The following is a 13,613-nucleotide window of genomic DNA, read 5'->3' on the forward strand; positions in this document are numbered from 1 at the left end:
TAAAGAGAAAGCAAACGCTTTCTCTTTACTTGTGTGCGCCCAGCATGGGCGTAAACTAGTCGGTGAAAGTCCGATACGGGGGTTGATAGTGCCAACCGTTAGCTTAAGCCAAGGGTGTCCATCGTGAGGTGGAATCTGAAGGAAGTCGGCGGCAAAACTCCGGTCTGAGGTACACGAATCACATTCGAGGCTTAACCCTGTGGATGAGGTTGCACAACAAACCAAAGTCCTAAACTATCCGAAACAGGGAAAGTAAATGTGGCAGATATATGGAGCCCTATGTGTTAGGATAGTTGTCGTATAGAAGAAATAATATATAATAGAATTACGACAATAACCTAAGGAGAAAAACTATGGCTTGGATTTAGACCTGGAATGAATACAAGAGATGTATTAGAAAGAATATGAATGTGTACAGCAAAATATGAGAACACAATCAAAGCCTGTAGTTGGGTATACCAGATATGCTGATGACAGTGCGCCACGAAAGCGCATGAGATGTGCTTGAGTAGCGCAAATCATGTAGCTATGCTATATGGTAGATGAAGGTAGGCCCTTCGAAACCGTCATACAGGTGAAAGTTTCAAACCACCTTAAGTTGCTATAGTCAAAAGCTATGGTAGTGAGCGTTAAGGAAAAGGTAGAACAAGATTCTACCAGGTAAGTATCATAAATATGAATACAGATGAATCACTGATAAGAAGTTCAGGAACACCACAGGGTGGTGTAATAAGTCCAGTACTAGCAAATCTTTTTATGCACTATGCTTTTGATATGTGGATGAAGAAAAACTATCCAAATGACCCATGGGCAAGATATGCAGATGATGGAATAGCACATTGTAAAACACTAACAGAAGCAGAAAGCCTGTTAAAAGCATTAAAAGTGGGACTTGAAGAAATAGGGCTAGAACTTCACCTAGATAAAACTCGAATTGTCTATTGCAAAGATGATGACCGAAAGGGAAAGTATACAAATGAAACCTTTGATTTTCTAGGATATACATTTAGACCTAGATTATCCAAAAGCAAATATGGAAAATTCTTTGTGAACTTCACACCTGCTGTCAGCAACAAGGCAAGTAAAGCAATGAGACAGACAATAAGAAGTTGGAGATTACAACTTAAACCAGATAAGGAATTGAAAGATATAGCTAACATGTCTAATCCAGTTATAAGAGGATGTATAAATTACTGCGGAAGATTCTATAAATCAGCACTGTATCTTGTATTAAGGTATGTAAACGCAGCCTTAAGGAACTGGGCTAGAAGAAAATATAAGAAACTATCACGTGGGAAAAGAAAAGCTGAACATTGGTTGGGGAAAATAGCTAAAAATCTACCTAAATTATTTGCACACTGGCAAATAGGAATAGTACCAACGGCTGAATAATGGGAGCCGGATGAGCTGAGAGGTTCAAGTCCGGTTCTGAGAGAGACTGAGGGTGAGACTCCCTTGGTCTACTCACCTGGAGCTGTTGTCTGGAAAATCTGGAAACTAGTAAGGACTAGATTTAAAAATCTAATGAAACTAGGAGTCCCAAGAGATATAGCCTAGCAATTCGCCAACACTCGTAAAGGTTACTGGAGAATATCTAACAGTCACATATTAAATAAAACCATAACTAATCAAAGACTGATTAATCATGGTTTTAAAAGTTTAGCTTCACAGTATAATAAATTTAGATTGTCTTAATGAACCGCCAAGTACCGAACGGTATGCTTGGTGGTGTGAGAGGACGGTAATTAAAATAATTAATTACCTCCTACTCGATTATAAATATGGGCTGCTTGATTTAGCTGATCTATTGCAGCACTTACTAGTCGAGATGAATCAATCTGTGCTGTAGTATGACATCTAAGTGTCTGTATTTCAGAGTTTATTTTATATATTTCATCGGATATCTTTTTGAGAAGCTGACTAATTTCTAAAGCAAACTTTTCACTATTGCTTGCTAATGCTTGAACTTCTTTAGCTACTACAGAAAAACCCAGACCATGTTCTCCTGCTCTTGCAGCTTCTATATTTGCATTTAGACCTAATATCTTAGTTTGATTAGCAATTGTATTTACATATTTTATAACTTTATCGCTTTCTTCAATGTATTTATTTGAGGCTTCTGTAGATAAGTTGAGATTGTCACCTATACTGTGGATCGCATTTATAGAATTATATATTGACTGTAGGTTTTCCTGTACAGTATTAGATGTTTTAGTAATAGCTTCAATTTGTTTATTTAGCTTTATTAAGGTACTTATATTTCCTTCCACTAGAGTAGATACTAATAAAGCAGCATGGGAATCTATTATTTTGCATTTATCTTTGAATTTTTCAAATAAGATATCTGCAACCTTTTTTGAACCTGTTGCTTCTATTATCATATCAGCAGGTACACTTGATATATCATCAATGGATGATGAATATTTTATTTTAAGCTTTTTTGCCAAAACTATACCTGGAGCATCTAGATCTAAATCTACAACTATAGTAATATTTATATCATCTATTTCAGTTAAAGATTTAATAAGATTTGTCCCACCTTGGCCTGCTCCTACTATTGCAATATTCATATAATCTCCCCTTTGAATATATATAATAAATTTTCTATTCGTCATAAGAGGAAAAAAATCCTTCAAGATATAAATAGTATTATATTTAACAATTGCAAAATGATGCTGAAGTATTGTATGCTAATAAATAGATTAAAAGCTTTTATGGGGTGATATATTGCTGTACATAGGTATTATATTTATTATTGTGGGACTTTATTGTATTTTACAAGATTTTTTCGATATGAAAATTCTAGTAAAGGAGAAGGTAATAGTTAGAAATAGAAAATTTACTGTAGATGATTATTTTAAGATAAAGTTAGTTCTGGGATTGTTTGCTATTATAGTTGGAATTCTATCTATAGTAAATCACTTAATATACTAAAAGGGTGTAATTATGAGGAAAAAAAGAAACTTAACTTTACTAATAATTTTTATAGTGTTTTTTTCATTTCTTGGATTTCCAAGCTATAGCCTAGCTAGTAATCCAAAGACACTAATTATAGTATTAGACGAATTAGACTTTGATATATCTAAAAGAATTATTAGCAATGATATGTCTTTAGGACTTATGAGTATAAAGACAGCAGGCCTGTACAAGGAAAGCAGCAAAGAAAGCCTTTTTATGACCATGGCGGAAGGAAGAAGGTTAAAGATAAAAAGGGGACTATATCAAGGAACTCAGAGTCTAAACACAGGCTCAATTCAGGTTCAAGGATATGACAATATAATTAAGGACTTTAAAAATAGATATCCTAATTTTTCTCGGAAAGTAAGTTTTTTAGGTGATAACTTAAAGGAAAATGGAATAAGGACAGGTTTTCTGGGAAAAGGGCCTTCATCATTGCTTGTAGCAAATAAAGAAGGGCAAATTAACAGAGGTATAGACTATATTGATTATAACAATAAATGGCTAAAGGAAAATACTGATGAATTGCTTAAGTATATAGATGTGTTAGTGGTATCTTATGAGATTGATGGTAAGCAAAATAGAATTCAAATATTAAAAGATTATATTGATGAATTTAACGATGTTCATCTATATGTGTTTCCTGAAAACATTAAGGGAGATATATCTTATAGATTGAATAGCACTCTTGTTCCCTTAATATATAGGAATATTGGAGATAAAGTTGGGGTTATAACTAGTAATACAACAAAAAGAGAGGGGCTAGTAAGTAGCCTGGATATAAAGGTAGATATAGAGACAGTGTATGGAATCAATAAAGACGGTAATATTGGTAATAAGATTTATGTTCATGAAAGAAGTAATATCATTGAGGAAAACGAAAAAAACCTCCTTGAATTTTTGAACTTAAATATTATTAAATATGTCTTTCATGGATATGTGATTATTAGTCAGATCTATATTTTATATAACTACATATTTAAGAAAAAAAGGTATAATCAACAACATAAGATTATAATGACAAGCGTACTTTTGAGTATTTTATTATCGATAATATATGGATTAATTAATCTTCATAGATATATAATTGTCTACTGTACTTTAGTAATTCTTAGTTCTTTGGTAATATCAAAGATTTTGATTCAAAGAGGAATAAACCCTATTAATGCAATAGCTACCATGACTAATATATTAATTTTAATAGGAGTATATTTCAATTTTAATATAGTGTATGATTCTTTTATCGGATATAACAATATTGTTGCAGCAGGAAGATTTTATGGTCTCAATAACGATATTATGGGTGTCTTAATAGCTACGTCTATTATTACATTTTATAGCTTGAAAAGGTTGATTTCAAATTATTTACCGCCTTTTATTGCATTATTATATTTTCCAATAGTAATACTTGCTTTGTCAGGAAAGTATGGAGCTAATGTGGGTGGATATATAACTTCTATTGTGCTATTTTTAATATTAATATATTTAACACTATTTAGTTATAACAAAACCAAGAAGGGTGTATTAGCTTTAATTTTAATAGGAATTGTTATTTTAGGAGTGAGTGTTTTAATTGATTCCGATAGTGCAAACCCTAGCCATGCAGGAAAACTTGTTGAAAGGATTAAAATATTTGGATTAAATGAGTTAACATACATCATAAATGTTAAGCTAAAGCAGCTTATTACCATGTCATTACTCCCACCTTGGAGTATAATTATATTGTTCCAATTGTTCTTTCTTAGAAGATTTTATAAAGAAGAAAAGCAGCTAATTAAGCCTATTAATAAAACTCATGTTGAATCCTTTGAGAAATATTGTATAATATTTGTAGGTTCAATTATTGCATTTATTATTAATGATACTGGTGCAGTTTCATTTACCTACATAAATACATACTTAATTGCATCTCTTTTTAACACGTATAAATTAGAATTATAGCTGGATGGTGATGGTAAAATTGTTAATTGACTTAATTACTGAAGGCACTATTGATTTGGAAGTTAGTGCTGAGAACTGGGAGGCAGCTGTCCGTAAGGGTGGCGAGCTCTTAGTGAGTAGTGGAGCAGCAGAAAATCGGTACATAAAAGCAATGATAGAGATGGTTAGACAATTAGGACCTTATATTGTAATTTCTAAAGGAATAGCTTTTCCACATGCAAGACCTGAGGATGGTGTGTTAAAAAATGGTGTGAGCCTTATTACATTAAAAGAAGCTGTGGATTTTGGAGATGAAGACAATGATCCTATTAAGCTAGTAATATCCTTTTGCTCTACAGATTCAGAAGGTCATCTCACTGCATTATCTGAGCTGGTGGATTTCTTAAGAGATGAGGATGCTGTTAATAATGTCATGAATGCAAAAAGTAAAAGCGAAGTTGTAGAAATAATGAAGAGAGTTGTTGCAGCAGGATAACCAAAAGTTATCCTGTTTTTTTAATAACTTACTCGATTTTCTGAATGTTTTTCTCAGTAAATCAGGTAAATCAAATGCACCAAGCACCAAATTTGAACGACCGAAGAGAGTTAATAAATTTGGTGCTTGACTGCTTTATGGCCTAGCCTAATTTTCCGGACGCTTTTAATCGGAAAATTTATGGTGGCAAATTTAGTCTCCTTACGTAAAATATTAGTGCAAAGAGATTGAAGTAAGGAGGTTGAACTATGGATGATATAGATAGATATTTAGAAGACTCTGATATATATAGGAGATATCCAGATTTATATCGTAGACTATACCCAAAAGTAAGTGATTGCCTTGAAAGATATATTAGAGAAAAAGGAGAAGATTGGGAACCTACAGATAGTGAAATAGAAGACATGACTGATGAAATATATGACAGAATGAAGAGAGAGTGTCCCGAAATAGATGAAGACTTAGATGAAAGAAAGTATTGGATGAGTAATGTAGATGCTATGCAAAGACCTTTTTATGGTAGAAGAAGGCTAACTAGAGACTTAATTGCCATAATATTACTTGGAAGCTTGTTAAGCAGAAGAAGGAGAAGGAGAAGAAGATTTTACGACTATCTAGGTTACGGATATGGACTAGGCCACTGGTATTAGTTGGTAGTCAATAGGGTGGATTTCCACCCTATTATTATGGTGAGCCCAGCATGGGCGCACTACTCGATTTATTAAAATACTAATTAGAATAAAATGACTGTTATGGTCAAAGCCTTGGAAAAGGTTTTCTTAATTTTTTGTAATATACATTACTATTAGCTACAACCTGCTTAAATACATGTTTTAAGTATAATACATTAATTTAACAAACTTTGATAAAAAGATAACAACATAGTATACTATTTTCATAAAAAGAAAGGCTATATTCAAATATCTTCAAAACTATTATCAGTAATAGATAAGATAAATAATAATTTTTTTATATAAAATTGTCAAATTAATAACAATTAAGGGGGTGTAGATGTGGTTACTATAAATGTTTGCATTGGTAGTGCATGTCATCTAAAGGGAGCCTACAATGTGATAAAGAATCTACAAGATATTATAGAAGAAAGACAGTTATCAGATAAGGTGATAGTAAAGGCAGCTTTTTGCCTAGGAGAATGTACTAAAGCTGTTTCGGCAAGGGTAGATGATGATAAGGTAGTTTCAGTTGGGGAGGAAACTGTGGCAGAATTTTTTGAACAGCATGTAATTAGGAGGCTATAAAATGAAGTTTATCAATTTCGAAAAAGAAAATTGTAATAACTGTAATAAGTGCCTAAGAGCGTGTCCTTCTAAAGCTATTGCAATTCTTGAGGACCATGCTGAAATAGTCGATGATCTATGTATTTTCTGTGGCAAGTGTCAAGTTGTATGTCAAAAAGGAGCTTTACATATCAAAAGCAATGTAGAACAAGTAAAGGAAGCTATAAGAAATAAAAAGAAAGTAATAGCAAGCATAGCGCCTTCCTTCCCAGGAGCTTTTGATATGGATGATGAGTATCAAATTGTGACAGCATTAAAAAACTTAGGATTTGAAATAGTTGAAGAGACGGCTATAGGTGCTGAAATAGTACTTGACTATTATAACAAGTATTGGGAAGAAGGAAACTATGAGAATCTCATTACTACAAGTTGTCCTTCAGTTAATAATCTCATAGAAAAATACTACCCTTCATTGACTAAATACATGATACCAGTAGTATCACCAATGCTAGCCCATGGAAAACTCCTAAAACATAAATATGGTATAGATAGTGTAGTTGTATTCATAGGACCATGCTTAGCTAAAAAAGTTGAAGCAGAAGATTTCCAACATAAAGGGATAATAGATTCTGTACTGACTTTTGAAGAGCTAGACAATTGGCTAATAGAAGAAAAAATAGTATTAAAAAATCTTTTGCCTCAACCGTTTGATTGTACTTCATATAAGAGGGGAAGCTCTTTTCCAGCTAAAGGAGGGCTGATTGAGTCTAATGGAACTTATGAAGGCAAATATGAAGTTATGAGAATTAATGGAGTAGGGAATTGTCTGGAATTCCTCAAGTGTATTGAAAAAGATAGGGTAAGTGGAATCTTTGCTGAGCTTAATATTTGTAAAAACAGTTGTTTAAGTGGTCCGGGAATGCCTAAAGATAATACAAATCACTATACTAGAATTGACAAAGTCAAGAAATATATTAATAAAAAGAAGAATTATGCTCAGGGTGATATAGGGTATAATGTTGAAAAAATAGATTTTACTAAGAAATTTTTTAATAGGAAAGTAAATAGAAAAAAAGCATCTGAAGAAGAAATTAAAGAGATATTAAGAAAAATGGGCAAGCATAGATCTGAAGACGAGCTTAATTGCATTGCATGCGGCTATGTATCATGTAGAGAAAAGGCGGAATCTGTATTTGAAGGAATGTCTGACATAAATATGTGCTTACCTTTTATGAGAGCTGAAGCCGAGAGCCTAAGAAATGTAATTTTCAAAAATAGTCCAAATATTATCTTTATTCTAGATGAAGATCTTAAGGTTAAAGAGTTCAACCCAAAATCTGAAAAGGTATTTAAGGTTAAGGCAGAGGCTATGATAGGTGAACCTATATCAAAGCTAATAGATGAGGATATCTTTAGAAATGTTATTTTAACTAAGGAAAATTTAATCGGACAAAAACTAGTATACTCCAATTATGGTTTGGTTCTAATAGGAAACATTATGTATCTAGAAAAAGAAAACGTTTTGATGGTGATTATGATTGATGTTACCTTAGCTGAAAGAGATAAGGAAGAGCTTGCTATTGTAAAAGAAAAGACTATAAATGCAGCACAGGAAGTAATAGAAAAACAAATGAGGGTAGCTCAGGAAATTGCAAGCCTTCTTGGAGAAACTACTGCAGAAACCAAAGTTATACTTACAAAGCTAAAGGATATTGCTCTAGGAGAGGCTGGTGATATCTAATGGATTTCTTCGTAGATGTTGCATATGACAGTTTAAATAAATATGGTGAAGAGCTTTGTGGAGATAAGGTGGAGATAATCAATACTAATAATAGTACTATAGTTGTTTTGGCTGATGGACTAGGAAGCGGTGTAAAGGCCAATATTCTAGCAACTTTAACAACTAAAATTGCTGGTACAATGCTAAAAGGGGGAGCAAGTATCTCTGAAACTGTAGATACAATAGCTAATACACTTCCAGAATGTAGCATAAGAAAACTTGCATACTCAACCTTTGGAATAGTAAAAATTCAAGAAGATGGAACAGCCTACATAATCGAATATGATAATCCGCCAATTTTTTTTACAAGAAACTATGAAGAGACGACAATTGAAAAAAAGGATATTGTTATTAATGGCAAGAAAATAAAAGAGAGCTATGTGAAGCTTGAAGAGGGCGATGTAATTACACTTGTAAGCGATGGGGTAATACATGCTGGAGTAGGGGGAGTATTGAACCTTGGCTGGCAATGGGAGAATGTGTCAAAGTATTTATTAAAGCAAGTTAAAAATAAAAAAAGCGCTAAAAGTATATCTAAGGGACTTATCGATACATGTAAGTGTTTATATGTAGACAAGCCAGGGGATGATACAACAGTTGTCACTATAAGAATACGGCAGCCAGAAATAGTAGATTTATTTACTGGACCACCAGAAAATGAATGTAATGATAAAAAGCTTGTCCACGACTTTATGCTAGGTGAAGGAAAAAAAGTGGTTTGTGGTGGTACTGCAGCAAAAATTGTAGGAAGAGAGCTTATGCGAGATATTGAAGTAGACTTATCTTCTATGACTGCAGATGTTCCACCTATGGCTATTATAGATGGTATAGATTTAGTTACTGAGGGAGTGCTTACCCTTAGCAAAACAGTAGAAAAAATTAAAAAATATAGAAGTGATTCCAATAATATAGAAACAATATGCAATTTAAATGGTGTAGATGGTGCTTCTCGTTTGGCTAAGACATTAATAGAAGACTGTACACATTTGAATCTTTGGGTAGGAAAGGCTATTAATCCTGCTCATCAAAATCCTAGTTTGCCTGTTGATTTAAGTATTAAGCTGAAAGTAGTTGAAGAGCTTTCTTTATTGATGGAGAGTATGGGGAAGATAGTAAAGATTAATTATGTCTAGTATGGGAATAGAGGAGAGATATTACATGAGGAAATTTGAAAGTCAAGTTCAGCTTATAAAATATGAAGTTTTAAGAGAAGTATCTAGGTTAGCCTTGGAAGGAAGACTAGATGAGAGCCTGGATTCAATCCCATCTATAATAGACCCAGGTCCTGAGCCAAGAACCAGATGTTGTATATATAAAGAACGTGCTATAACAGTTGAAAGGATAAAACTGGCAATGGGGGGAGATAAGAGTAATCCAAACATTGTAGAGGTTCTAGAAACAGCCTGTGATTCATGTCCTATAAATCGGTTTGTAGTTACAGAAGCATGCAGGGGGTGCCTTGCACATAGATGCTATGATGCATGTCCTGTGGATGCTATACACTTTGTGGGGCATAGAGCATATATTAATCCGAATAAATGTATAGAATGTGGCAAATGTAAAGAAGTTTGTCCATATAATGCCATATCTGATGTGATGAGACCATGTAAAAGGGCATGTCCAACTTCTGCATTATCTATTAATGAGGAGAAAAAAGCTGTCATTGACAATGAAAAATGTATCCAATGTGGGGCATGTGTTTATCAGTGCCCATTTGGGGCAGTTATGGATAAATCAAGTATTGTCGAAATAATAGAAATGTTAAAGAAGGCTAGATATGACAAAGATACTAAGGTATACGCAGTAATTGCTCCTGCCATTTCAAGCCAGTTTACATATGCAAAGATTGGACAGGTAGTCAATGGAATTAAAAAGTTAGGTTTTCACAATGTTGTAGAAGCTGCATTAGGTGCAGATATAATAGCTAAGCATGAGGCGATAGAATTTTCACAAAACATAGAGAGTCAAAAAATAATGACCAGTTCTTGTTGTCCAGCTTTTGTTTCTTTTATTAAGAAAAATTACCCTATGTTGGAAAGCAAAATATCTCATTCTGTTTCTCCAATGATTGCAGTTTCAAGACTTATAAAAAATACTGATGAAAATGCGAAGGTGGTTTTTATAGGACCTTGTATAGCAAAAAAAATGGAGATTAGAGAGGATGACTTAAGTGGAAGTGTAGACTTTGTAATGACATTTGAGGAATTAGCTGCATTACTAGATGCAGCAGACATTAAGATCGAATATTGTGACGAAGCAGTACTTGATAACGCATCATTTTTTGGAAGAATATTTGCTAGAACAGGAGGGCTTTCCGAAGCAGTAAGACATGTAATAGAAGCTGATAGTATAGATGTTGTCTTTAAACCTATAAGCTGTGATGGAATAAAAGAGTGTGATAAAGCATTGAAACTTGCTAGGGTAAATAAACTGGATGCGAATTTTATTGAAGGAATGGTGTGCGTAGGAGGATGTATTGGAGGAGCAGCATCACTGCATCATGGACCTAAGGATAGGAATGAAGTTGATAAATATGGTAAGTTAGCTATAGAAAAAGGTGTTAATGATAGTCTTAGGGTCTTTGATATAGCTAATTTAGTACTTGATAGAAATACAAAATAGTACTTTGTATAGTATAATGTGAGTTCAAATATATAGGATAAAAAGGTTCTTGGACTAGAAGGTCACTGAAAAGCCTTTTATTTCATCCTGAGCGCTATTGAATGAACTTCCATAGAGTGAAAACATGGGATTCTTTCATTGAGTTTCAGAATGATAGGCGAGAAAACTATAGTTTTTTGTGGTCTCTAATTTAAAGAGCCTTTTTTTGTGAATTGACAGAAAATAATTAGTATCATATAATATTTAGTGTATCAAAAATATCGTATAACGATATAAGGGGAGGGAAAATTTGGACTTATCAAGAAAAACAGAAGAAATAGTCAAGTATGTAAGACAGGTTACTAGCATAATACATAAAAAGCGTCATGATATCGCCCAAAACAACAATCTTACTCTTGACCAATTTCATACATTGATTTACCTCAAGAAAGTTGACTATCCTCCAACTATAGGAGAGATGGCGAGAGAAACAAATAAGGCACAGAACACAATTTCCGAAAGAATTTCAAGACTTGAAGAAAAAGGGTTAGTAGAAAGAGTAAAGGATGAGAATGATAGAAGAGTGAGTAGGGTTGCTTTGACACAAGCTGGATTAGAGTTAATAAGCTCAATAAACTACCAGGCTAGTACAGAACTTGTAAAGAATGCTCTAATAAATATTAATGAAGAAGTTGTAGACAATATGTTATATGGATTAGAGGAGTTAGCTAAACAATTAGAAAAATATGAAGGAGGGGTTTATAATGCTTAGGAAGTTCATTACATACTATAGACCACATTGGAAGTTGTTTCTATTAGATATGATATGTGCATTTATGATTTCTGCCTTGGATTTGGTTTTCCCAATGGCAACTAGTAAAGTTATAGATGATGTAATCCCAAACAAAGAATTAAGAAGTCTAGTCATTATAACAGGTGTGTTAGTTCTCTTATATATACTTAGATATATGTGCAATTATATAGTGGACTCATGGGGGCACATAGTAGGGACAAGGATGGAGTTTGACATGCGTAAAGAGATATTCTCTCACATCCAAACCCTGTCATTTAGCTATTTTGATAATACAAAAACAGGACATATCATGTCTAGAATAGTCAATGACTTAAGAGAAATTACTGAATTAGCTCATCATGGTCCAGAGGATTTATTTATTTCCTTTGTAATGCTAATAGGTTCATTTATTATACTCCTTAATGTCGAATGGAGATTGACATTAATTATATTTGCATTTGTACCTATTATGATATGGTTTGCTATAGCAAAAAGAAGAAAACTAGAAAATGCTTTTATGGAACAGCGTAAAAAAATAGCTGCTGTAAATGCTCAGCTTGAAAACAGTATATCAGGAGTAAGAGTATCCAAGTCTTTTACTAATGAAGACTTCGAGGTAGAGAAGTTTAATGTTGGGAACAATGAGTTTAGAGAAACAAGAGAAAGTGCTTTTAAAGTAATGGCTGAGTTTACTTCTGGTGTAAATTTCTTTTCCAACATTTTAAATCTAGTTGCCTTAAGCGCAGGTGGATACTTTGCCTATAGAGAGTATATTAGCTATGGAGAGCTAGTTTCATTTCTATTGTATGTAAACTTCTTCTTGCAGCCTATTAGAAGGCTTGCCCAGTTTATTCAGCAATATCAAGAGGGTATGACTGGCTTTAGGAGATTCCAAGAAATATTGAATATTGAGCCCGATATAGTAGACAGTGAAAATGCTGTTGAGCTAGAAAATGTAAAAGGTAATATAGAGCTTAGAAATGTTACATTTAGTTATCAAGATAATGATAAAACTGTATTAGCTGGATTGAATTATACTATTAAGCCAGGAGAAACTCTTGCATTAGTAGGACCTTCAGGTGGCGGAAAGACTACACTTTGTCATTTAATACCTAGATTTTATGAATTAGATGAAGGAGATATACTAATAGATGGCATTAGTATAAAGGATATTAAGCTGAAGTCCTTAAGAAAAAATATAGGACTAGTTCAACAGGATGTATTCTTATTTACAGGTACTATTAAAGAAAATATACTGTACGGAAATCTAGATGCAACTGACGAAGAAGTAATAGAAGCTGCTAAAAATGCTAATATTCATGATTTTATCATGACACTACCTAATGGGTATGATACTTATGTTGGAGAAAAGGGAGTTAAGCTTTCAGGTGGTCAAAAGCAGAGAATATCAATAGCTAGAGTGTTTCTGAAAAACCCACCAATATTGATACTTGATGAGGCGACATCAGCACTAGATAATGAAACAGAGATAGCGATTCAAGAATCTCTAGAAAGACTATCAAAGGGTAGAACTACACTAGTAATTGCTCATAGACTTTCAACTATAAGAAATGCTGATGAAATAGTTGTACTTACTGATAAAGGTATAGAGGAAAAAGGAAGACATGAAGAACTCTTGGCTAGGAATGGCATCTATGCTAAGCTTTACAAGGCTCAGTTTAGAGGATATATACCTGATGGAGCAGCATAGATAGGAAGATAGAGTATTCTATCTTCTTTTTCTTGTTTTTGAACTATATTTAGATGTTTTTAATGACAAAATAAAATTGATATAGAAGAAAAATTCCTTCTTATTATCAATAAATA

The 13,613-nt window shown here is 33.2% G+C and carries 12 protein-coding genes; 11 read left to right on the plus strand and 1 reads right to left on the minus strand.

Annotated elements, in window-relative coordinates; translation table 11 throughout:
• Positions 1 to 675 precede the first annotated feature (675 nt).
• A complete protein-coding gene (locus DW1_RS03785) occupies positions 676 to 1,392 on the plus strand; it encodes a reverse transcriptase domain-containing protein (protein WP_074349313.1) in 717 nt (238 codons plus the stop codon).
• A 362-nt stretch (positions 1,393 to 1,754) separates the two neighbouring features.
• Here DW1_RS03785 and DW1_RS03795 read toward each other — a convergent pair whose 3' ends face one another.
• Positions 1,755 to 2,570, minus strand: coding sequence for a methyl-accepting chemotaxis protein (locus DW1_RS03795; RefSeq protein WP_074349314.1), 816 nt, complete (start codon positions 2,568 to 2,570; stop codon positions 1,755 to 1,757).
• 223 nt (positions 2,571 to 2,793) lie between these two features.
• Here DW1_RS03795 and DW1_RS15435 point away from each other — a divergent pair, with 223 nt between their 5' ends.
• The 10 genes from DW1_RS15435 to DW1_RS03845 all read left to right on the plus strand — a co-directional run bounded on the left by DW1_RS15435 (position 2,794) and on the right by DW1_RS03845 (position 13,497).
• Entirely contained in the window at positions 2,794 to 2,934 is a 141-nt protein-coding gene (locus tag DW1_RS15435) for a hypothetical protein (RefSeq protein WP_159433542.1), read from the plus strand.
• Between the two features lie 12 nt (positions 2,935 to 2,946).
• The gene (locus DW1_RS03805) at positions 2,947 to 4,899 is read left to right on the plus strand and encodes a hypothetical protein (protein ID WP_074349316.1); all 1,953 of its coding nucleotides are present in this window, start codon (positions 2,947 to 2,949) and stop codon (positions 4,897 to 4,899) included.
• Positions 4,900 to 4,909: 10 nt separating this feature from the next.
• Positions 4,910 to 5,374, plus strand: coding sequence for a PTS sugar transporter subunit IIA (locus DW1_RS03810; RefSeq protein WP_200800463.1), 465 nt, complete (start codon positions 4,910 to 4,912; stop codon positions 5,372 to 5,374).
• Between the two features lie 248 nt (positions 5,375 to 5,622).
• Positions 5,623 to 6,024, plus strand: coding sequence for a hypothetical protein (locus DW1_RS03815; RefSeq protein WP_074349318.1), 402 nt, complete (start codon positions 5,623 to 5,625; stop codon positions 6,022 to 6,024).
• 363 nt (positions 6,025 to 6,387) lie between these two features.
• A complete protein-coding gene (locus DW1_RS03820; RefSeq protein WP_074349319.1) occupies positions 6,388 to 6,633 on the plus strand; it encodes a (2Fe-2S) ferredoxin domain-containing protein in 246 nt (81 codons plus the stop codon).
• A gap of 1 nt (position 6,634) precedes the next feature.
• The gene (locus DW1_RS03825) at positions 6,635 to 8,353 is read left to right on the plus strand and encodes a [Fe-Fe] hydrogenase large subunit C-terminal domain-containing protein (protein WP_074349320.1); all 1,719 of its coding nucleotides are present in this window, start codon (positions 6,635 to 6,637) and stop codon (positions 8,351 to 8,353) included.
• Positions 8,353 to 9,525 (plus strand): SpoIIE family protein phosphatase, encoded by a 1,173-nt coding sequence (locus DW1_RS03830; protein ID WP_074349321.1) that lies wholly within the window; start codon positions 8,353 to 8,355, stop codon positions 9,523 to 9,525. The genes DW1_RS03825 and DW1_RS03830 overlap by 1 nt, the downstream gene beginning before the upstream one ends.
• Before the next feature lies 1 nt (position 9,526).
• The gene (locus tag DW1_RS03835) at positions 9,527 to 11,014 is read left to right on the plus strand and encodes a 4Fe-4S dicluster domain-containing protein (protein ID WP_074349445.1); all 1,488 of its coding nucleotides are present in this window, start codon (positions 9,527 to 9,529) and stop codon (positions 11,012 to 11,014) included.
• Between the two features lie 289 nt (positions 11,015 to 11,303).
• The gene (locus tag DW1_RS03840) at positions 11,304 to 11,765 is read left to right on the plus strand and encodes a MarR family winged helix-turn-helix transcriptional regulator (RefSeq protein WP_074349322.1); all 462 of its coding nucleotides are present in this window, start codon (positions 11,304 to 11,306) and stop codon (positions 11,763 to 11,765) included.
• Entirely contained in the window at positions 11,758 to 13,497 is a 1,740-nt protein-coding gene (locus DW1_RS03845; RefSeq protein WP_074349323.1) for an ABC transporter ATP-binding protein, read from the plus strand. Before DW1_RS03840 ends, DW1_RS03845 begins: the two co-directional genes overlap by 8 nt.
• Positions 13,498 to 13,613: the final 116 nt, after the last annotated feature.

The organism is Proteiniborus sp. DW1 (assembly GCF_900095305.1).
GTDB lineage: Bacteria > Bacillota > Clostridia > Tissierellales > Proteiniboraceae > Proteiniborus.

What these genes read in the sequence shown, in the direction of transcription:
- DW1_RS03825 (WP_074349320.1), top strand. Translation starts at nt 6,635, where the DNA reads ATGAAGTTTATCAATTTCGAAAAAGAAAATTGTAATAACTGTAATAAG.
- DW1_RS03810 (WP_200800463.1), top strand. Translation starts at nt 4,910, where the DNA reads ATGGTAAAATTGTTAATTGACTTAATTACTGAAGGCACTATTGATTTG.
- DW1_RS03795 (WP_074349314.1), bottom strand. Translation starts at nt 2,570, where the DNA reads ATGAATATTGCAATAGTAGGAGCAGGCCAAGGTGGGACAAATCTTATT.
- DW1_RS03830 (WP_074349321.1), top strand. Translation starts at nt 8,353, where the DNA reads ATGGATTTCTTCGTAGATGTTGCATATGACAGTTTAAATAAATATGGT.
- DW1_RS03805 (WP_074349316.1), top strand. Translation starts at nt 2,947, where the DNA reads ATGAGGAAAAAAAGAAACTTAACTTTACTAATAATTTTTATAGTGTTT.
- DW1_RS03835 (WP_074349445.1), top strand. Translation starts at nt 9,527, where the DNA reads ATGGGAATAGAGGAGAGATATTACATGAGGAAATTTGAAAGTCAAGTT.
- DW1_RS03815 (WP_074349318.1), top strand. Translation starts at nt 5,623, where the DNA reads ATGGATGATATAGATAGATATTTAGAAGACTCTGATATATATAGGAGA.
- DW1_RS03785 (WP_074349313.1), top strand. Translation starts at nt 676, where the DNA reads ATGAATACAGATGAATCACTGATAAGAAGTTCAGGAACACCACAGGGT.
- DW1_RS03845 (WP_074349323.1), top strand. Translation starts at nt 11,758, where the DNA reads ATGCTTAGGAAGTTCATTACATACTATAGACCACATTGGAAGTTGTTT.
- DW1_RS15435 (WP_159433542.1), top strand. Translation starts at nt 2,794, where the DNA reads ATGAAAATTCTAGTAAAGGAGAAGGTAATAGTTAGAAATAGAAAATTT.